General features: G+C 64.8%; 20 protein-coding genes and 1 other RNA gene. 19 read left to right on the top strand and 2 right to left on the bottom strand.

The window, feature by feature from the left end:
• Window positions 1-337 precede the first annotated feature (337 nt).
• From rpsF to dnaJ, 19 genes are all read left to right on the top strand, one after another.
• Window positions 338-1,003, top strand: coding sequence for a 30S ribosomal protein S6 (gene rpsF / locus IIB36_12225; protein ID MCH7532506.1), 666 nt, complete (start codon window positions 338-340; stop codon window positions 1,001-1,003).
• 6 nt (window positions 1,004-1,009) lie between these two features.
• A complete protein-coding gene (locus IIB36_12220) occupies window positions 1,010-1,954 on the top strand; it encodes a hypothetical protein (GenBank protein MCH7532505.1) in 945 nt (314 codons plus the stop codon).
• Window positions 1,955-1,973: 19 nt separating this feature from the next.
• Complete coding sequence (locus tag IIB36_12215; protein ID MCH7532504.1) at window positions 1,974-2,429, top strand: 50S ribosomal protein L9; 456 nt, start codon at window positions 1,974-1,976, stop codon at window positions 2,427-2,429.
• Between the two features lie 5 nt (window positions 2,430-2,434).
• A complete protein-coding gene (gene rsfS / locus IIB36_12210; GenBank protein MCH7532503.1) occupies window positions 2,435-2,800 on the top strand; it encodes a ribosome silencing factor in 366 nt (121 codons plus the stop codon).
• A gap of 169 nt (window positions 2,801-2,969) precedes the next feature.
• On the top strand, window positions 2,970-3,824 hold the full coding sequence (locus IIB36_12205) for a hypothetical protein (protein ID MCH7532502.1): 855 nt from the start codon (window positions 2,970-2,972) through the stop codon (window positions 3,822-3,824).
• A 16-nt stretch (window positions 3,825-3,840) separates the two neighbouring features.
• A complete protein-coding gene (locus IIB36_12200) occupies window positions 3,841-7,320 on the top strand; it encodes an AAA family ATPase (protein ID MCH7532501.1) in 3,480 nt (1,159 codons plus the stop codon).
• Window positions 7,321-7,425: 105 nt separating this feature from the next.
• A complete protein-coding gene (locus IIB36_12195; GenBank protein ID MCH7532500.1) occupies window positions 7,426-8,142 on the top strand; it encodes a ribonuclease Z in 717 nt (238 codons plus the stop codon).
• A 56-nt stretch (window positions 8,143-8,198) separates the two neighbouring features.
• Entirely contained in the window at window positions 8,199-9,245 is a 1,047-nt protein-coding gene (aroF, locus tag IIB36_12190; GenBank protein ID MCH7532499.1) for a 3-deoxy-7-phosphoheptulonate synthase, read from the top strand.
• Between the two features lie 88 nt (window positions 9,246-9,333).
• A complete protein-coding gene (locus IIB36_12185; protein ID MCH7532498.1) occupies window positions 9,334-9,723 on the top strand; it encodes a YraN family protein in 390 nt (129 codons plus the stop codon).
• 113 nt (window positions 9,724-9,836) lie between these two features.
• An RNA gene (gene ffs, locus IIB36_12180) (signal recognition particle sRNA small type) lies at window positions 9,837-9,935 on the top strand.
• A 75-nt stretch (window positions 9,936-10,010) separates the two neighbouring features.
• A complete protein-coding gene (gene dnaX, locus IIB36_12175; GenBank protein ID MCH7532497.1) occupies window positions 10,011-11,726 on the top strand; it encodes a DNA polymerase III subunit gamma/tau in 1,716 nt (571 codons plus the stop codon).
• A gap of 413 nt (window positions 11,727-12,139) precedes the next feature.
• On the top strand, window positions 12,140-12,466 hold the full coding sequence (locus tag IIB36_12170) for a YbaB/EbfC family nucleoid-associated protein (GenBank protein MCH7532496.1): 327 nt from the start codon (window positions 12,140-12,142) through the stop codon (window positions 12,464-12,466).
• A 25-nt stretch (window positions 12,467-12,491) separates the two neighbouring features.
• Window positions 12,492-13,091: a recombination protein RecR gene (gene recR, locus IIB36_12165; GenBank protein ID MCH7532495.1), complete on the top strand. Its 600-nt coding sequence runs from the start codon at window positions 12,492-12,494 to the stop codon at window positions 13,089-13,091.
• Complete coding sequence (locus IIB36_12160) at window positions 13,088-13,402, top strand: hypothetical protein (protein MCH7532494.1); 315 nt, start codon at window positions 13,088-13,090, stop codon at window positions 13,400-13,402. Before recR ends, IIB36_12160 begins: the two co-directional genes overlap by 4 nt.
• A gap of 113 nt (window positions 13,403-13,515) precedes the next feature.
• Window positions 13,516-14,094, top strand: coding sequence for a gliding-motility protein MglA (locus tag IIB36_12155; protein ID MCH7532493.1), 579 nt, complete (start codon window positions 13,516-13,518; stop codon window positions 14,092-14,094).
• A 17-nt stretch (window positions 14,095-14,111) separates the two neighbouring features.
• Window positions 14,112-14,759 (top strand): CDP-diacylglycerol--glycerol-3-phosphate 3-phosphatidyltransferase, encoded by a 648-nt coding sequence (gene pgsA / locus IIB36_12150; protein MCH7532492.1) that lies wholly within the window; start codon window positions 14,112-14,114, stop codon window positions 14,757-14,759.
• 22 nt (window positions 14,760-14,781) lie between these two features.
• Complete coding sequence (locus IIB36_12145) at window positions 14,782-16,062, top strand: CinA family nicotinamide mononucleotide deamidase-related protein (GenBank protein MCH7532491.1); 1,281 nt, start codon at window positions 14,782-14,784, stop codon at window positions 16,060-16,062.
• A 180-nt stretch (window positions 16,063-16,242) separates the two neighbouring features.
• Window positions 16,243-16,917, top strand: a complete 675-nt coding sequence (locus IIB36_12140) for a nucleotide exchange factor GrpE (GenBank protein MCH7532490.1) — start codon at window positions 16,243-16,245, stop codon at window positions 16,915-16,917.
• A gap of 6 nt (window positions 16,918-16,923) precedes the next feature.
• Window positions 16,924-18,054: a molecular chaperone DnaJ gene (gene dnaJ, locus IIB36_12135; GenBank protein MCH7532489.1), complete on the top strand. Its 1,131-nt coding sequence runs from the start codon at window positions 16,924-16,926 to the stop codon at window positions 18,052-18,054.
• 370 nt (window positions 18,055-18,424) lie between these two features.
• Here the strand turns inward: dnaJ and mnmA are convergent, their stop codons facing one another.
• Together mnmA and IIB36_12125 are read right to left on the bottom strand one after the other, a co-directional pair.
• Complete coding sequence (mnmA, locus tag IIB36_12130; GenBank protein MCH7532488.1) at window positions 18,425-19,516, bottom strand: tRNA 2-thiouridine(34) synthase MnmA; 1,092 nt, start codon at window positions 19,514-19,516, stop codon at window positions 18,425-18,427.
• Entirely contained in the window at window positions 19,513-20,673 is a 1,161-nt protein-coding gene (locus IIB36_12125) for a cysteine desulfurase (GenBank protein MCH7532487.1), read from the bottom strand. Before IIB36_12125 ends, mnmA begins: the two co-directional genes overlap by 4 nt.
• Window positions 20,674-20,695: the final 22 nt, after the last annotated feature.

Genomic DNA, 20,695 nt, shown 5'->3' with positions numbered 1-20,695 from the left:
CCGCGCGGTTGATCCATCGTCTCTCCTCGTCGGACCACCGCCTTCGGCGGCGGTGCCCGCTCGGCTACGACTCCTCGTCGTTCCTTGCCTGAACGCGCGCAAGCACCATGTGCGCGGCCCACTGTACTCCTTCAACAGCCTTCTAGGGCCTGCCGCAGTTCTCCCGCGGGGTGCTGGCACCGAGGAGCGCTTCCTCCTCCGCTTCCGATCCACTAGCTTTTCCGCCCTGCCGAAAGCGGCACAGGCAGTTATCCCGCTCCGTCCTACCACTGGCGCCGCAGCCAAGATGGTCGACATGACGGGGCCCGTTCCAACCCACGGACCGAGGGAACGAATCATGCGGCTTTACGAGGTCGTGTACATTCTCGACCCGGCGCTCCTAGAGGACGCCGTCACGGTCAAGCTCGAGAAACTCCACGAGCTGGTGACCTCCAAGGGCGGTGAGGTCTCCGCGATCGATCACTGGGGAACCCGCCAGCTCGCCTACCCGATCGACAAGCTGTCGACTGGCTACTACGTCGTGGCGCACTTCACGGCGGCTCCGGAGGCCCTGCCGGAGTACGAACGCCTGCTCAAGCTCGACGGCGAGGTGATGCGGTATCTGCTCGTGGTAAGCGAGGGTGAGCTCACCAGCGGCGCCTCGGTTCTGGGCGAGGCCCGGCCTCGTGCCACGGCCGAGGGCGCCGAAAGGGACGAGGACGAGGACGAGCAGGAGGAAGACGAGCCCAAAGAGGAAGAGGTCGAAGAGGAGGCTCACAACCGTGCCGGGCCCCCGGAATTCTCGGGCCCACGCGGGCGCCGTCGTAGGATGGAGGGTCCGCCCATCCTCGTCCTCGACTACAAGGACGTTGGCACGCTATCACATTTCATGACCGAGCAAGGCAAGATTCTGCCGAAGCGTACTACGAAGGTCTCCGCCGGTTTCCAGCGTCAGCTTGGCCGGGCTGTGAAGCGCGCACGATATCTCGCGTTGGTCCCGTACACGCGGCGTACCGAAGGCTGATCGAACGTGTCGGATCGCAGTTCAGTAGAGGTCGCGGCGGGGGAAGGTAGCAGCTGGCGTGGCGCCGCCGCCCTGCTCGCGGTCGTCTTCTTCGCCTCTGTCACCAACGCCGGCGTGCTGCTTGCGATCCCCTTCCTGCTGCTGGTTGGCGTGAAGGGCATGCGGGGCTTGGGGACGTTCGCCGCTGTCTTGCTCGCGATGTTGGTGACCGTATCGGGGGTCCGCGATGGAGTGTGGTTCATCGATAGAGCGTGGGCGCTCCTACTCGGCGGATGGTTCGTCGCGCTGTCGCTGGCGCGGCCGGCGTCGAAGCCGTCGACATGGGCTTTGATGGCCGTCCTCGGTGCCGGCACCGTCACGGCGGGCTTCATCGCGGTCCGCGCAGGAGCGTGGAGTGCGCTGGATTGGGCGATCACCGATCGAGTCCAATTCACGATTGCCCAGATGCTGGACCAACTCGTGACGTTGCGTGGGGGTCAAGCGCTCGCACCAGCTCTCGTCCTGTCGATGTACGACATGGCGGAGGCACAGATGGAGGTGTTTCCGGCGATTACCGGCGTGGCTTCCATGGCGGCCCTGTGCGTCGTGTGGTGGATGTATGCCCGCCTGACGGACAGTCGTGAACAGGCTCTGGGCCCCTTGAAGGATTTTCGATTCCACGACCAACTGGTGTGGGTCTTTGTCGGGGGGCTTCTGCTCCTCGTCACGCGTGTGAGCGAGCCGCTCGGGCGTGTGGGGGCCAACGCAGTGGTCTTCATGGGCGCGCTGTGCGCTTTGCGCGGCGCCGCCGTCGTCGTGTTCATGAGAGGCGGTGTGTCGCTGCTCGGATTCTTCGTAACGGCGGTCGGACTCCTGCTCGTGCCGACTCTGGTACTTGGTGGAGCGCTATTGATCGGACTGGGTGACATCTATCTGGACGTACGCGGACGCATTGCGGAACGCGCCGCCTGAAAGACGCTTTGGAGGAACGATGAAGTTGATCCTGAAGAAGGCAGTCGAGAACCTCGGAGAGGCTGGCGAGGTCGTGCAGGTCCGGCCTGGATATGGCCGTAACTACCTCATACCGCAGGGGCTCGCGTTTACGGCCAGCGATGTGAATATTCGACGCCTGGAAGAGGAGCAGACGCGCGCTGAACAGAGCTCACGCCGCGGCTACCTCGAAGCACGTCGGCGGGCTTCGCAGCTCGAGGGCGTGTCGCTCACGTTCGTAGAGCGCGCAGGGGACGACGGCAAGCTGTTCGGTTCCGTGACTGCCACGGACATCACCGAGCGCGCCAACCAGGGCGGGCTGGACTTCGAGCTCGACAAAAAGGCGGTCCTGCTCGACGAGCCGATCAAGGCGCTCGGTGTCGAAGCCATCACGATCCGGCTACACGCTGAGGTCGAGGTGAGCATCGAGGTGCGGGTGGAGCGGGAAGAGGGCTAGCGGCGGTGAGGGCGGATGCACGGGACTTCCCCGACGAAGTCACTCGTGCGGCCGACCTCGCGCTCGAGAGCAAGGGACACGGCGTCCTGATTCTGGATCTGCGTGGCATCTCGACCGCGACCGACTACTTCGTGCTGGCGAGTGGGACCTCGGACGTTCAAGTCAGAGCGATCGCAGAACACGTGGCGGATGAACTCAAGAAGGAGAACGTTCGTCCCGCACACGTCGAGGGGTTGAGCGGAGGTCGCTGGGTATTGCTGGACTACATCGACTTCGTCGTCCACGTATTCCACCCGCAATCGCGAGATTTCTACCAGCTTGAGAATCTCTGGGGGGACGCGCCCCGGTGGGAGCCTGCCCAGGAGCCCTGATCCTTCAACAAGCCCCGGCGCGCTTGGGTTTTTGGGGGGATGCACGGGTTTGCTACACGGGCGCCGGGGACCTAACTTATTGCCGGCCGGCATCGATGCCGTGGCCGAATCGACCAAGCAACCGACTACTCCGCATCAGTCGCGGAGTGGCTACGAGGCCCCTGCACCTATGGCAGACCTCCCCGAGTGGTGCGCTTTCGACGCAAACGCCACTCCGGTCCTCCCGGAGCATGCCGAGCGTCCGGGAAGGCTTGTCGCGGTAGTCGCTACCAGGAGGGCACGGGAGGATGGTTGGGCGATCGAGGCCACCGTCGACATCGTCAGGGCATGGAGCCGGTCCGGTCGAAGGGTTGTACTCGCTGACACCGCGCTCGCGGGCGCGACGCTTCATGAATGCCTTGAAACCGACAACACGGAAGGCGTCACGGACACCGTGCTCTTCGGCTCGTCCGTGCGGCGCGTTGCCAAGCGGACCGACGAGGGTACGTTCTTCTTCATCACTGCGGGCACGGCGACCGCCGATCCTGCCGCAGTCCTCGGGAGCGAGCGATGGAGACGCCTGTCCCGCGGTTTCGTGGAGGCCGGTGTCACGCTGGTCACGTACGTTGGGGATGATTCGGATGGCAAGTCGGCGATCTTGGAGATGGCGACCGACGTGGTTCTGCTCGCCGCGTCGACTGAAGATGCCTGGTCGGCTGTAGATGGCACGGCGGCGCCGATCCGGGCGGTCACCGGTCCGGCCGCCTCGGCCACCCCAAGCAATATGCTTCCCCCGGACGAGCTGGCCGGGCTCCTGGACCCGCTCGCGGGGGCGGTGGAGGGGGGGGACGACTCTACGCTGACCGAGGTGGAAGCATCGATCGTCGAGGCGACGGACGGCGGTATTGCTCCCGCCGCTACCAGGTCGAGGTCCCTAGTAATGCTCGTCTTGAGCATCATTTTGCTCGCGATCGTGGGGGCGGCTGCGCTCGGCTGGGTCGACATCCCGTGGATCTCACCGGAGGGCACGCCGCCCCTTCCATGACAGCTATCCAGAATCCATGAAGCTACGCTCACTCAAGATTCACGGGTTCAAGTCCTTCGCGGACCCCACCACCATCGAGTTTCACGACGGCATCACGGCGGTGGTCGGCCCCAACGGATGTGGTAAGTCCAACATCAGCGACGCGATTCGCTGGGTGCTTGGCGAGCAGCGTCCGACCGCGATTCGGAGCGCCAAGATGGAGGAGGCGATCTTCCAGGGCACCGTAAGCCGGAGGCCAGTTAATTGCGGTTCGGTATCGCTCACCGTCAGCAACGAGGACGGAGCACTGCCCGTTCCATTCGAAGAGGTAGAGCTGGGCCGGCAGATCTTCCGAGATGGCGGCAGCGAGTACTCCATCAATCGATCTGCGTGTCGCTTACGGGATGTGCTCGACCTGTGTCGCGACACAGGATTGGGTGCGAACGCCTATTCGATCATCGAGAACCGCATGATCGACGCCATCCTATCCGATCGCGCCGAGGAGCGCCGCGGGCTCTTCGAGGAAGCCGCCGGGATCGGCAAGTACAAGGACCGGCGCAAGGCAGCGACCCGCAGACTCGAGCGCGCGGAGATGGATCTGCAGCGTCTCGAGGACGTGATCTCTGAAGTGCATACCAAGGTCCGTTCGCTTGCGCGCCAGAAGGGGAAGGCTCAGCGGTATATCGAGTACCGCCAGCGCCGCCTCGATGTCGAGGTCGCGGTCGTGCGCTACCAGCTGGAGACTCTCCGTTTCCGGATGAGCCGCGTCGAGAAGGAGCTCGAGGGCGACATCCAGACCGGGGAAGGGAAGGTCGCGGAGCTAGGCGCTGCCGAGGCTCAGTACGAGTCGCTGCGACTGAAGGAAGTCGGAGCGGAAAAGGAACGCGCGGAAGTTGCGAAAGCGCTCGAGGCGGTTCGCGAGGAGCTGGTGCGGTGGGAGCGCGATCTCGCGGTAGCCGACGAGCGAGCCGCGCACGCCGAACGTCGCCTGGCGCAGATAGACGAGGAACGGGGCCAGACGCTCCAACAGGCCGAGACGCTGGAGCGTGACGAGCGAGTTCTCGGATCGGATCGTGACCGCGTCGCCGAGGAGCTGGAGGAGCTGCGGGGGGTGGCTGCAGCGCGGGTGACCGCAGTCCAGGAAGTGCGGGAGCGACTGCAGGGAGCGCGGAAGAGGCTGGACGGGGTTGAGACCCGCGAGCGAGATCTCTCACGTCGGGGTGCCCAGCTCGAAGGAGACGCCCAGGCGTCCGATGCTCAGGCGGAGGAGCTCGGCCACCGCCTCGTGCGAGTGGCCGGCGACATCGAGGCAGCGGTGGACGCCCTGTCCGAGATCGAATCTCAGGGGGACCTCTTCTCTGACCGTCTGGATGAACTGTCTGGGGCCCTGCAAGCGGCTCAGGAAGAGGTGGACGTGTGCCTTTCCGCGGCGACCACGGCCCGTGAAGAACTGGACGCCACGCTCGTCGCGGAGCGGGAGGCCGTCGCCCGGGCGGCGGCTGGCGAGGCCCGGAAGGCCGCGCTCGAGCGGCTGGAGCGAGACCAGGAGGGGCTGGATCCGGTCGTAAAGGCTGCGCTCGCACTCGGGGACGCCGGCATCTTGGGCACGCTGGCCGACTTCATTGAAGCGGACGCGAAGGTGACGGCGGCGCTGGAGTCGCACCTCGGATGCCTGACTCGTGCACTGGTGCTACGCGACCGCGGGGGCGTCGAACGAATAACGTCGTGGTTCGCCGAGAGCTGGACCGGCGGTGGTGGACTCGTGTTGTTGCCACTCGATAGCGTCCCTTCGATGTCTGGAGATGGCGGTGGACTCTTCGGCGAAGTGCGAGCACACGGCGACGGTGAGGCGTGGGTGCACGCGCTCCTGGAGGGAGTCGAAGCATCGACCGTGGACGGTGTCGCGGTCACGGAGGCGCGGGGCGTCGTCCGTGTGGGGAACCCTGCCGGCGCCTCAGGCATGCTCGAACGGAAGGAGGAGCTTCGTGAATGCTTCGCCGAGCTCGAGGAGGCTACTTCTTCGGAGGCAGCCGCGCGGACGCGACGGGAGACCGTCCAGGAGGCGCTCGCGGGAGCCGAACGTGCGCTCGAGCAGAGCCGTGCGTCGCTGCGCACGGCCGAGGACGAGCTACGAAAGGTCCATTCCGAGGTCGACACCAAGTCCGATCAGCAGGGCCGGATGGACTATCTGCGTGACGAGCTTTCCCGACAGGCGGAGGGCACGAAGGTGGCTCAGGCGCGCGCATTGGAGCGGGCTCGTGAAGCGCGAGGCTACCGCGAGATCCTCTTCCAGCAGGAAGAAGGTCTGGCCAGCGAAAGGACTGAGACCCGCCAAGTGGTAGAGGTCGTTCAGGAAGAGTACGAGATCGCGCGTGCCGAGGAGGCGCGACTCGCGGTAGACGTCGCCCGCCTCGAAGGTGACGTGATGCGCCTCAGTGAGCGTGTGGACACGATCCTGAAGGCCCGTACGCAAGCCAACGAACGCATGACGGCCCTCGATGTCGAGGAGAGGCGCCTGCGAGAGGAGCGCGCGGAGGCGCAACGGCTTCGAGCCGAAGGCGACGAGGCGACGGAGCGACTCTTCGGTGAGCGGACCACGTCTGAAGAGAAGGTGCGAGCGAAGGGTCATACACTCCAGGAGGTTGCCGACGCGTTGGCCGTTGCAGAAAAGCGGGTACGTGAAGCTCGGACCGCCGAGCGGGCGGCGTCCGACCGACGGCACCAGCTGGAGTTGGAGCGCCAGGAGCTGGACGGACGCATCGAGCGCATCCGCGAACGTCTGGAAGGCGAATGGGGACGTCCGCTCGAGACGCTGTTGCAGGATGCTGCACCGGTCGAAGGAGAGCAGGTGGCGCTGCAGGACGAGCTTCGTGAGCTGATCCTGGCGCTCGATAAGATCGGGCCCGTGAACATGCTGGCGGTCGAAGAGCACGAGGAGGAGAGCCAGCGTCTCGAGTTCCTGACCGAGCAGCAACGAGATCTCGTGGATGCCCGGAACGACCTGCAATCTGCCATCCGGGAGATCAACAAGACGGCCACGGACCTCTTCATGGGGACTTTCGAGGACATTCGGGAGAATTTCCGGAAGACATTCGTGAGGCTCTTCGAGGGTGGTGAGGCGGACATCTGGTTGCAGGACGAAGACGATCCTCTCGAGTCGCCCATCGAGATTCACGCGTCTCCCCGCGGCAAAAGGACGCAGCGCATCGACTTGCTCTCTGGCGGAGAGCGTGCGCTCACGGCGCTTTCGCTTCTCTTCGGCATCTATCTCGTGAAGCCGAGCCCGTTCTGCGTGCTCGACGAGGTCGATGCGCCGCTCGACGAGAACAACATCGGGCGCTTCATCAAGCTTCTCCAAGACTTCAAGGCGGAAAGCCAGTTCGTGGTCATCACCCACAACGCTCGCACGATCGAGGCGGCTGACTGGATCTACGGGGTTACGATGGAAGAACCTGGGGTCAGTACGATCGTCGGGGTGAAGCTCGAAGAGGCCCTCGAGGCGGCAGGAGTGGCCTGATCCGCCCCCGTTGTGACCGTCGTAACGATACTGGGAGCCGGGACGTTGCTTCCGGATGCGTCTCGAAGCTCCGCCGCGCACCTGATAGACGGAGACGGGTTTCGCTTGTTACTCGATTGTGGATCGGGGACCCTGCATGGCCTGGCCCGACACGCCGTCGACTGGGCGGGGTTGAGCCACATCGCGATAAGCCACTATCACAACGACCACGTGGGGGATCTCTCGGGGGTCCTGTTTGCGCTCAGGCACGGCTTGGCGGGAGCTAGGGAAGAACCGCTCACCTTGATCGGTCCGCCTGGCTTCCGCGACTTCTTGAGCCGCCTCGGCTCGGCGCTGGGGGACCATGTCGTGAACCCGGGCTTTCCGCTCCGGGTGTGCGAGCTCGAACCCGACGATGTGTTCGAGCAGCGGAGATCGGGGCTCCGCGTCCGCGCTCACCCCACACCCCATACCGACGAGTCCGTGGCGTACCGTGTCGAGACCCCGAGCGGCGTCGTGAGCTACACCGGCGATACAGGGCCCTCGGACGCGGTGGGTGAGTTCTTGGCGGGATGCAGCGTCCTCATCGGAGAATGCGCGCTGAGGGACCCTCCCGAAATGGAGCTCCACCTCGCTCCATCGGGTCTGGCCCGTATCGCGACGCTCGCCGACCCGGAACTGCTCGTCGTCACGCACGTGTATCCGCCTACTCGCCCAGCCGACGCGGTGCTGCAGGTCGGACAACACGGCTTCGGCGGGCACATCGTACCCGGCGAGGACGGTTTGACCGTGTGGATCGACGAAGACGGCCCCGTCGTCGAGGCTGCCGTCGAGGGTCGTTGAGCACTTCCCAGCAGACGTGTAGACTTAGGTTCCTCCTTCCCCAACAGAGTCTCCTGATGCTCGTTGTCATGAAGAACTCGGCTTCGGCCGACCAGATCGATGCGGTCGTCGGAGTCATCAAAGACATGGGCTACGATGCCCGGCCCATTCCGGGTGGACAGCGGACCGCCGTGGGTGTCATCGGCAATGACGGCGGTGTGGATGCGGGCCGGCTGCAGGGTCTCGAGGGCGTACTCGAGGTCATTCCCGTCACGCGCCCATACAAGCAGGTCTCGCGAGAGTGGCAGGAGGAGGACACGGTCGTGTCACTCGCGAACGGTACCTCGTTCGGAGGGTCGGACATCGCCGTGATCGCCGGGCCATGTGCGGTGGAGGGCGAGGCGCAGATCCTCGACATCGCGCACCAGCTCAAGGAGATGGGCGCGACGGTGCTTCGCGGCGGCGCGTTCAAGTCCCGAACCTCACCGTATTCCTTCCAGGGCCTCGGGCTGGAGGGACTCGAACTGCTCGCCAAAGCCCGTGAAGAGACAGGACTGGCCATCGTGACAGAGGCTCTGGACCCCGAAGGCGTGGACCTCGTGGCACAGTACGCCGATATCGTGCAGATCGGAGCACGGAACATGCAGAACTATCCGTTGCTACGCCGCGCTGGGCGCTCCGGAAAGCCCGTGCTGCTCAAGCGTGGCATGTCCGCTACGATCGAGGAGTTCTTACTCGCGGCGGAGTATGTTCTCGCCGAGGGAAACCCCAACGTGATCCTGTGCGAGCGTGGCGTACGAAGCTTCGACACGCATACCAGAAACGTGTTGGATCTTGCGGCCATCCCGGTCGTCCAGTCGCTGTCGCATCTCCCGATCATCGCGGACCCGAGCCACGGCACGGGGATCCGATCGAAGGTCATCCCCATGGGGCGGGCCGCGGTAGCTGCGGGTGCGGACGGGTTGATGGTCGAGGTGCATGGGGATCCGCCACGCGCGATGTCCGACGGGGCACAGTCTCTCTATCCAGATCAGTTCGCGAGCCTCATGGAGCAGATCAAGGTGATCGCGAGAGCGATCGGACGGAACGTGTCGGCCCCGCTCACTGGGGCGTCAGGCGGTTGATTCAGCTGCCCCTGGTACATTTACAGCGGGCTGCCAAACGGTCCCATCCGCTCATCCCTCGGTCCCAGCCGGGTTGCGATCGTTCTGGATGGGCACTTTCCCGGACCACCCGCCGCACGTGTTGGGCCGTCGTGGCGAGCGGCTCGCCGTCCGCTACCTCCGCTCGGCGGGCTGGACCGTCATGGCACGAAACTATCGCTTCGGCCGCCGCGAGGTCGACCTGGTCGTGCGAAAGGGCCGGCTGCTCGCGTTCGTCGAAGTGAAAACCCGGGCAGGGGGCGAGTGCGGTCATCCTGAAGAGGCCGTGACCTGGAAGAAGCGCCGCGAGATCGAAGCCGTCGCCGCGGAGTACCTGGTTCGGAACATGCCTGCTGACGGTCCGGTCCGCTTCGACGTCATCGCCATCGAGGTCGCTTTGGACGGCCGCGTCACGCGCTTGGAGCACCTTGAGGACGCCTGGAGGCCCGGCTGGCCGTAGCAGCCCGCTGTACTTCTACCACGGGCTGCTAAGGGAGGATGCCGAATGGTGGGCCCTCGGTTCCCGAGCGAGCCTCGTTGACCGCCCACGCCCTCAGAAATAGCTTCAGAGGTGCCCCAGGTCCGCAGGGCGAAAGCTCACGAATCCCGTCAGGACCCCGCAGGTAGCAGCGGTAAGTGCGGTGATCGTCGCTGCGGGTCGCCTGGGGCATCTTCCTTCCTTCCAGCGGTGTCGACGACTCGCCTCGGGAGGGGATTCATCGGCGGCACTTCTAACGCGATAACATATTGTCCCACATTGCTTTAGCCCGTAAGTACCGGCCCCGCTCGTTCGCGGATGTGGCGACGCAAGAGCACGTTTCCGACACACTCCGCAGCGCGGTCTCTAGAGGGCGAGTGGGACACGCGTACCTCTTCTGCGGGCCGCGCGGTGTCGGCAAGACGACACTGGCGCGCATACTCGCGATGGCGCTGAACTGTCCCGACCGTAGCGCGGAGGGCGAGCCGTGCGGGGTGTGCGAGAGCTGTACACGAATTTGGGGTGGCCACACCGCCTTGGATGTCGTCGAGATCGACGCTGCCTCCAACCGGGGTGTCGACGATGCGAGGGATCTCCGTGAGCGGGCGATGTACGCACCCTCCGGGCCCGAACGATACAAGGTATACATCGTCGACGAGGCTCACATGCTCACGCGTGAGGCATGGAACGCCTTGCTGAAGATACTCGAGGAACCGCCGCCGCGGGTGATCTTCATCTTCGCGACCACGGAGCCTCAGAAGATCGAACAGTCAGCGGCGCCGATCCTTTCGCGTTGCCAGCGATTCGACTTCCGGCGCATCGGCGTATCCGACATCGTTTCCCGGCTGAGTGCCGTGCTTGCCCAGGAAGGTGCGGACGCGTCCGAAGACGCGCTTCGCATGATCGCTCGCAAAGCCGACGGCGGTATGCGCGATGCCCTCTCAATGCTGGACCAGGTCATCTCCTTGACCGGTGGTGACGTCGAGGCTGACTCCGTCCGCCGGGTGCTGGGCCTCGTCGAGGAAGCGTGGTACTTGGAGCTGATGGACATCCTCTCCGGGGGCCGCCATGCGGAGGTCTTCACGCTGGTCGAGCGGCTCGCCGATGAGGGGTACGACCTGGTAGAGTTCTACCACGGCCTTCTGGACGTGTTGCGCACACTGCTGCGGCTACGCCTCGCCCCGGAGACGCCTCTCGATCTCCCGGAGGAGCTCCGGGCCGACTTTGTTTCGCGAGCGAACGCGTTCGAGGCCGCCGACCTGGTCCGCATGCTCGCGGCCGCGGCCGAGCTTGAAAGCCAGGGCAGCCTGAGGCGCAGTTCGAATCCGCGCGTGCTCATCGAAATGCTTCTGCTTCGGCTCAGTTATTTGGATCGCACGATCGCCCTCGAGGAGCTGATCTCGGCTCTCGGTGGGGCGCCGCCGCCGACCGGTGGGGCGGGAGGTGGCGGTGGTTTGGGCACAGATAGTTCACATGATGCCAAGCATGATACAAACGATGCCAACACGCAGGATACGTTGGACTTAGCCACGACTAATAAGGGGGTGTCTCAAGTCGCCGACGCCAACGGATTCGCTCGAGGAGTCTCGGTTTCGGGGGACGACATCGTGCCCTTGCAGCGGATCGAGGAGGCGTGGCTGAGCTGGCTCGACGCCGCGCAGACCGTGCCGCGGGGACTCAGTGCTTTTCTGCGCTCCTGCACCGTGCGGGAGCTGGCGGACGGACGCATCGAGGTTACGCCGCCGCCCGGTCCGGCGACGGAGAGGCTGCGGACCTCCGCCGTTCTGGCGGAAGTCCGTCGGGGACTGGAGCCGTACTTGGGCCGGGTCCCTGATCTGGTTCTCGCATTCCCTGCGGAGGCTGCGCCGGAGGCCGCGCGGATCACCGAGGAGGAGGTCCGGAGGGACAGGTTGAGCGCTCTCTTCCGCCAGGAACCCCGCCTGCGAGCGGCGGTAGAAGAACTGGATCTGGAGCTAATGGATTGAAGGCTATTGAAAAAGTACAGTGGGCCGCGCGACCCACGCTTTGCGGCGTGGGTGCCCCGCGCTTGCGCGCGGTCAGGCAAGGAACGACGAGGAGTCGTAGCAGGGCGGGCACCGCCGCCGAAGGCGGTGGTCCGACGAGGAGAGACGATGGATCAACCGCGCGGGCACCGACCAAAGGTTGGTCGCCGTGTGCCCAACACCATGGCTGATATGATCGTCCGTGGGTGTGGGTTGGGGTGGCACGGCCCCATCTCCGTCGTTGGAGCTCCTCGACGTAGCTACGGCTATGCCTTCGCCGCTCCGCGACCCGCGCAAAGCGCGGGTGCCCTAAGGCCGTGGCACCCGGGGACCCGTGCGACAGCACGGGTGGCGGCCCGCTGTACTTCTTCAACAGCCTTCTAGCCTACGGAGCCATGGACAACATTCAGCAGCTCATGCAGCTCGGCCAGCAGATGCAGGCCAAGATGACGGAACTTCAGAAGGCCTTGGAGGCCAGGAGGGTGTCGGCGTCCTCCGGCGGCGGAATGGTGACCGTCACAGTGGACGGGAAGGGCTCCGTGAAGCAGGTGCAGATCGATCCGACCTGTGTCGACTCCCGCGACGTGGAGATGCTCGAGGACCTCGTCCTGGCTGCGGTGAGCGAGGCTCAGGTCAAGGCTCAGGGCGAGTATGAGCAGGAGCTGAAGAAGGTCACCGGCGGGCTTCCCATGAACATCCCAGGCCTAGCGAAGCTCTTCTGACCACCGAGACCGGAGGGCCACGTCCATGTCGGTGATCGAACGGCTCACCGGCGACTTCGCGCGGCTTCCCGGTATTGGGCCCAAGACTGCGCTCCGTCTGGTTCATCATCTCATGAAGGGCTCGAAGGAGGACACGCGGCGGCTTGCTCGGTCCTTGGTTGACCTCGCGGACCGGGTTCGCCGGTGCGACGTGTGCGGAAACTTCTCCGAGCATGAGCTCTGCGAAGTGTGTTCGAATCCTCGGAGGGATGGCACCGTACTGTGTGTCGTGGAGGAGGCGTACGAGGTGGGCGCGATCGAGCGCACTGGGCAGTATCGCGGGCTCTTCCACGTTCTCGGTGGGCGCCTTTCTCCCCTGGACGGCGTGGGGCCCGACGAGTTGAATCTGCTTCCCTTGCTGGAGCGGATTCGTCAATCTGAGGGAGAGATTCAGGAGATCATCATCGCTACGAACGCTTCGGTGGAAGGAGAAGCAACGGCGGTGTATCTGGACCAGGAAATCCGCCCGATGGGACCGCGCGTGACGAGGCTCGCGCGTGGCATCCCTGTTGGGAGCGACCTGGAGTACTTAGACGGCATGACGATCGCCCAGGCGCTCGCCGGACGGCGGGAGATGTCGATTTGAGCAACCGACTCCGGACGGCGGGGATTACGGTGCTCGTGGCTGCCGCCGCCGGGGCGCTCGCCGCGCTGATCATCCGCGACCAGATCACGCGCCACCAGCGAGATCTCTTCTCCCCCCGCGCGTTGCGGCGATTGGCTGCCCTCGGGCACGTCAACAAGGCTCCCGCCTCGGTCGACACTATTCGAATGCTAAGGGACTTCGTGGCATCGGAGCCCAGAAGGTTGTTGCGTGAGCGGGCGCGATCGATCGCATCTCGGATGGAGGAAGAAGTGGCGCAGGTAGGCTTGCCGGCAGAGGCTGAAGGCTTGTGAAGCGTTCATCTTGCCTCGCAGGGCGGGGCTATCGAGTTTATGGGCCCTTCGAGCCGGCCATCATCGGTCCGGCGGAGCCAACGACCGTGCGGCGAGAGAGGTAGCGTCGACCCATGTCGATGATCAACTACGCCTCGCGCGAGATCAACTGCAAGATCGTCTACTACGGCACCGGTCTCGGTGGCAAGACGACGAACTTGGAGTACATCTACTCCCGGGTGAATCCCGATACCAAGGGAAAGATGATCTCTCTCGCAACGGAGACCGACCGCACGCTCTTCTTCGACTTCCTCCCCATCGACCTGGGTGAGGTGCGCGGCTTCAAGACTCGTTTCCACCTCTACACCGTTCCGGGGCAGGTCTACTACAACGCCAGCCGTCGCCTGATCTTGAAGGGTGTCGACGGGCTGGTGTTCGTAGGCGATTCGCAGGCCACGAGGGCCGAGGCGAACATCGAGTCCATGCACAATCTGTACGAGAACCTCGAGACCTATGGATACGACCTGAAGACGATTCCCTTCGCGATCCAATACAACAAGCGAGACATGCCGAACGTGCTCTCTCCCAAAGAGCTCCGGGCCCAGATCAACCCAATGGGGGTGCCGGACTTCGAGGGTGTCGCGATCGAAGGGAAGGGGGTCTTTGAGACCCTGTCGTGCGTGAGCAAGATGGTCATCAAAGCGCTCGCCTGACCACGCGAGGCAGGCCCTTGTCCGAGAACCGCCTCACGCTCCCCAACGTCATCACATTGGCCAGAATCGCCGTGTGTCCGGTGGTCTTCTTCATGGCCTTGTCGCCGACGATGACGGTTCGGTTCGGCGCGTTCGTGCTCTTCGTGGTTGCGGGTCTCTCCGACATCTGGGACGGGTACCTGGCGCGCCGATACGACCAGATCACGGACACCGGCAAGCTGCTCGATCCCATAGCGGACAAGCTTTTACTCTTTGTCACGTTCACCGCGTTCTTCGTCATATCCCACCGAGGCTCGGACGGCGATCTGATCCCGTGGTGGGGTCCAATGCCCGTGTGGGTGTTGGTGGTCATTTTTGGGCGGGAAATCTTCATCACGATCTTCCGTGGCTACGCAGTGGGGCGAGGTGTGGTGATCGCTGCCGGCAAGTCGGGGAAACAGAAGGCGCTGTCGCAGGCATTGTTCATCGGCGGCCTGCTGCTCTGGTATCCGCTGCGCATGCTGTCGGAGTCTCGGGTGTGGGACGACGAGGGCCTGTATGGCTACTGGGAGACGCTGCACACCGGGTGGGTCGGCGTCACGCTTGCGCTCGCTCTCATCCTGACGATCTATTCGATGCTGGACTACCTGTGGTCGTACCGGTCTCTGGTCGGAATCAGGAGCTAAGGCCGGAGCCGAGGCGGTCCGCGTGAACGCGTCGGGCGTCCACGCCTGCGTCGTTTCGGTCGGCAACGAGCTGCTCTTCGGCGAAACGGTCGACACCAACTCGGCGTGGATGGGTCGAGCTCTTGCGTCCCGTGGAATCACGATCGTCCGCAGGTATACGGTCGCGGATGTCGCCGAGGAGATCCGATATGCCGTGCGGGAGGCCGCCGGCATCGCGGACCTCGTGCTTGTCTCAGGGGGGCTGGGCCCGACCTCGGATGACATCACGCGGCAGACCGTGGCGGAGTTGATCGGTGCACCGCTTGAAGTGGACCAGGTCTTACTGCAGAGTCTGCGCGAGCTGTTCGAGGCTCGTGGATACGGGGAGCTACCGGCCCCGAACGTCTCACAGGCCGAAGTACCGAGGGGAGCGCGGGTCCTACACAACCCGCGGGGAACCGCGCCGGGCCTCGCGATACGGTTTTCAGAGACCTGGGTCGTGCTGCTCCCGGGCGTGCCTCGGGAGTTGCGCGCGATCTTCCGGGGGGAGTTGAGCGATTTCCTCGAGGTCGAGTTTCGGGACCGCGCGCTCCCGGTCTCCCACCGAACGGTCCATACGACCGGAGTCCCCGAGTCCCGCCTCGCTGAGTTGATCGAGGGGGCCTTCGCCCGGGCTCCCGCCATCTCAGAGCTCGCCCCTGACGTGTCGGTCGCGTACTTGCCGGATTTGCGAGGGGTCGATCTGCGGCTCACGGCACATGGGATACCCGCCGAGGCTGCCCAAGCCCAGTTGGATCATGTGCTCGCTCGCCTGGAGCCGGTCGTGGACCCGTGGCGTTTTCGCGCCACGAGCGGTGATATCGTAGAGTCGGTCTCGGAGGCGCTGAGGGGTCGAAGCATGCGCTTGGCCACCGCCGAGAGTTGCACGGCCGGCTTGATGGCCAAGCGGATTACAGACCTCCCCGGGGCGTCCGACGTCTACGTCGGTGGGGTCGTCGCATACGACGACGCGGTCAAGGAAGCCCTGCTCCAGGTCCCGGAGGAGCTGCTGTCGACGCACGGGGCCGTCTCGGGGCCTGTCGCGATTCAGATGGCGAGGGGTGTCGCGCGGCGGCTCGGCGCGGCCGTTGGCGTCGCCGTAACGGGTATCGCGGGACCAGGTGGCGGGACCGATGAGAAGCCCGTCGGTACTGTTTGGCTCGCGGTCTCGCGTCCCGGTAGCACGACCAGTGAGCACGCCCGCTTCGTAGGGGATCGCCACGCGGTGCGAGAGCGGGCCGCTCAGGCGGCCTTCGCGCTTCTGCTCCGAAGCCTGCAAGCTTAGCAGCCCGTGGTGGAACTCGTCGTCCTTCCTACTATTGAACTCGCGAGACCCCCGGGTACCCGCTTGCGGGTGGCGGTCCGCTGTACTTCTACCACCGGCTGCTGCGGGGCAGACAGCTGAACGGCGAGCCGCAGGCATGGTATCTTGTACGCTTGGACCGTTCCCGAACAAGACGAAATCATGACGGATGCCGTATCGAACACGGATGACATCGAGCCCGCCGAGGGCGACGAGATCATCGATGATGATGACGCCGGCCAAACGGACGACTCCAATCTTCACGACCCGCTCGAGGGGTTCGACGAGTCGGATGAGGACGACACGGCGGACGGCGACGTGTCGCCGGACGGGGCGGTTGCGGGGGCGGAAGATGGTGCGCATTCCGAGGACGACGGTGACGCCGAAGCGCTCGCGCTGCAGGCAGAATTCGATGAACTGAACGACCGACACCTCCGGCTCGCGGCGGAGTTCAATAACTTCCGCCGCCGGACCGAGCAGCAGCGGCTGGAATCGTGGACGCGGGCGCAGGCGGATCTGGTCGAGAAGTTTCTGGACGTTTTGGACGACCTTCATCGGGTCGCCGACCTCGACCTGAGCAATGCAACGGTCGAGGGGATCATGGAGGGCATCGACCTTGTGGAACGGAAATTCGTGCGGGTCATAGCGGATTCGGGCATGGAGATGATCGATCCTGTCGGCGACGCGTTCGACCCGGAACGCATGGAGGCGATGATGCGTGTCCCCACGGAGAACGAAGAAGAGGATGATGTCGTCGCACAGGTGTTTCAGAAGGGGTATACGCTCAAGGGCGTTCTCGTCCGGCCAGCCCGGGTGAGCGTTCACAAGCACAGCTAGGCACGAATGGCCGCTGCGAAGAAGGACTACTACCAGGTCCTCGGAGTCGGTGAGAAGGCGACGCCAGGCGAGCTAAAGAAAGCATATCGCAGGCTCGCCAAGCAGTTCCATCCGGACGCCAACGGTGGCGATCGCAAGGCCTCCGATCGTTTCAAGGAGGTCGGCGAGGCGTATTCGGTCCTGAGCGATCCCGCCAAGCGGAAGCAGTACGATCAGATGCGTCGTCTTGGCGCGTTCGGTTTGGGTCGCGGCCGCGACCCGGCGGGGCGTGGCTCCGGTCCTGGGACGCAGACTGACACGGGGTTCTCGTTCGAGGACCTTCAGGGCGGCTTCGGCAACATCTCGGATCTGTTCAGCACCCTCTTCGACAACATCGGCAAGAGGGAGCCTTCCGGCGTGAAGAAAGGCGGACGTGAGAAGGGGGACAACGTCGAGTACGTCGTGGAGATCCCATTCCTCATGGCGGTGCGGGGTGGCAAGGTTTCGATCGAGGTCTCGATCACCGAGGACTGTGCGACGTGCAGCGGCGTGGGCGCCAAGCCTGGCACCGACCCCCATACTTGCAAGGAATGCAAGGGCACCGGTGACATCTCCTTCGGTCACGGGGGATTCGCGGTCAAGCGTCCGTGCCCGGCGTGCTTCGGGCGTGGCATGATCCCTGAGACTCCCTGCTCCTCGTGTGATGGACGTGGAACCGTCCGTCAGCAGCGGAAGCTGCAGATCAACGTGCCGGTTGGCGTCGACACTGGGGCGAAGGTCCGGCTGTCGGGGCAGGGGGAGCGCGGGAAGTCGGGCGGCAAGGCGGGAGACTTGATCATCACCTTCAAGGTGCAGCCGGATCGCTTCTTCACGCGGGAGGGACTCGACATCCACGTGACGATCCCCATCAACATCGTTCAAGCCACCCTGGGGTCGAAGATCAAGGTTCGGACCGCGAGCGGGAGGAAGGTCGTGCTCCGTATACCGAAGGGGACGCAGTCCGGCACGAAGTTCCGCATCCGCGGACAAGGTATCAGGAAGGCCAACCGGGTGGGGGATCAGCTCGTGGAAGTCGAGGTCTCGGTCCCGGACGAGCTGACAGATGATGAGCAAAGGGCGATGGAAGAGTTTGCCGAGGCCAGCGGCCTGCGACACTGACCTAGCAGCCCGTGGTAGAAGTACAGCGGGCCGCCACCCGTGCTACGCACGGGTCCCCGGGTGCCACGGCCCCAGAGGGCCACCCGCGCGTAGCGTGGGTCGCGGTGCGACGACGCCATAGCCGTCGCTACGGATAGGAGCGCCAACGACGGAGATGGGGCCGTGCCACCGTAACCCACGAACCGGTAGGTATTGGCACACTCGGTGTTGGGCGCAGGGGGGTCGCGGCCCAATAGGTCGTCTCTCCTCCTCCCCGTAGCTACGGCTACGACTCGTCGTCCTTCCTACTCTTGAACTCGCGAGACCCCCGGGTACCCGCTTGCGGGTGGCGGCCCACTGTACTTCTACCACGGGCTGCTAGCGTTCCCGGCTACACCATCGCTTGCGTCGATGCCCGTGCGATCCTTCCGCCGCCCAATACGCGTTCGTCATCATCGAAGAGCACCGCTGACTGCCCTGGCGTCACCGCGATCTGCCCTTCGGCCAACTCGAGCGTCAAGGAGTCGTCGATCCGGGTGACGATCGCCGCCACGGCTGGAGCTCGGTACCGAAGCTGGACGTTCACCAGTTCGCCGACGGTCGGGGGCTCCCCCAACCAGTTCAGCCCCCCGATGTCGACAACGTCCTCGAACAGTTCGTCGCGAGTACCGACTACGACCTCTCGCTCGTCTGCGCGGATCTGCAGAACGAACATCGGCTCTGGGAACCCTCCGTGGAGACCCTTCCGCTGTCCGACAGTGAAGCTCGCGTATCCATTGTGCTCGCCGACGACTTCTCCGCTCCGGCGCACGATCGGACCCGGCTGGAGCGCCGGATGCAACGGGCTCAAACGCTTTTCCAGCAGATCTCGGTAGTTCCCGCTGGGCACGAAGCAGATCTCCTGGGACTCGGGCTTGTCAGCCGTGATGAGGGCGAGCTCACGTGCGTGGGCTCGCACGGCGCTCTTCGTCAGCTCACCAACCGGAAAGAGCAACTTGGGAAGCAAGGACCGAGGCATCGCCCAAAGGAAGTAGGACTGGTCCTTGTCCGGATCGAGCCCTCGCAGCAGAGATGATCCCGCTGGCGCGTGTTCGATCCGCACGTAGTGCCCCGACGCGATCTGGTCACAACCGAGCGCCTGCCCGCGGGCCAGGAGACCCTTGAACTTCGTGTTGCTGTTGCAGTTCACGCAGGGGTTCGGCGTGCGGCCCTCGGCGTACTCAGACACGAAGTCGTCGATCACGTCGCGGGTGAAGTCCTCCTCCACGTCGAAGACGTAGTGGGGAATCCCGAGCGCGTCCGCAACGCGCTTCGCGTCCAGGATCCCGTCCAGCCCACAACACGTCTTGGAGTGCGCGGGTGCATCCGAGTAGCAGAACGTCTTCATCGTCACGCCGACGACCTCGTGCCCCGCGTCCACGAGGAGTGCAGCGGCCACGGAGGAATCGACGCCACCGGACATCGCGACCAGAACGCGACTCATGACACCTCTTCGAGCCCGCGTACCCGGCCGACTACTTCCGCGAGCACTGCCACCGCCCGCGACACGTCTGCTTCGCTCGAACTCCGACCCATCGAGAATCGCACTGTCGCCTTCGTATCGTCTGGACCGAATAGCGCGCTGATCACGTGGCTTGCTGCGCTACTGCCGCTCGCACACGCCGACCCGCCGGAGGTGGCCACGCCTTCGAGGTCGAGCGCGTTGAGCAACAAGCCACCGTCAGCCCCGTCGATCCCCAGGCTGGAGATGCTCGGGCTCCGCCGCGCTGCGCCCCCGTTGATCCGCACGTCGTCGATCTGAGCTAGTACGCGGCTCTCGAACGCGTCCCGCAGTGCTCCGAGGCGCATCGCCTCCTCGGCCTGCTCTTCAACGGCCAGGCGGAGTGCAGTCGCGAACCCGATGGCGCCCGCTACGTCCTCGGTCCCCGGACGCAGTGCCCCTTCCTGGCCGCCACCATGGAGCAGAGGCGCGATCTCAGTTCCCTCTCGTACGTAGAGCAGCCCGGTTCCCCTCGGTCCATAGATCTTGTGTGCGGTGGCGGTGAGAAGGCGGATACCGGGGTACGTCGTCGACACCGGCACCTTCCCGATCGCCTGTACCGCGTCGGTGTGTAGCGTGCCCCCGAGCTCCTCTACCAGCGTGGCGATCTCCGGAATCGGGAGCAACAAGCCGATCTCGTTGTTCACCCACATGACGGACACCACAGTCGGTCCGTCCTTCAACGCGACGCGAAGGGGGTCTAGATCAATGGTTCCGTCCGGGTGGACCGGGAGGATCACCAGCCGGAGCTCCCCCCTCGACTCTGCCCAGCGAGCGGTGTCGTACACGGCGGGGTGTTCGACGGCGCTGATCGCCAGCGTGGGCACGACGCCCTCCAGGGAGATCGCCCGGCAGCGGCCGAGGACCGCGAGGTTGTCGGACTCGGTGCCGCCCCGTGTGAAAAAGATCTCACCCGGTTGCGAGCCAAGGGCTTCTGCGGCGACGGCTCGCGCTTCCTCCAGGGCCGCGGAGGCCTTCCGACCCCATCGATGCAGGCTGGAGGGGTTGCCGAACGTATCGGAGAGGTAAGGATCCATCGCCTCTCGTACCTCTGAGCGCATCGGCGTCGTCGCGGCGTAGTCGAGGTAGACGGGGTGCATCCGTGTCAGCTGCGGAGGAGGA

Source organism: Gemmatimonadota bacterium, from assembly GCA_022560615.1.
Lineage (GTDB): Bacteria > Gemmatimonadota > Gemmatimonadetes > Longimicrobiales > Gaopeijiaceae > UBA1138.
This window is presented reverse-complemented; position numbering and strand designations above follow the sequence as displayed.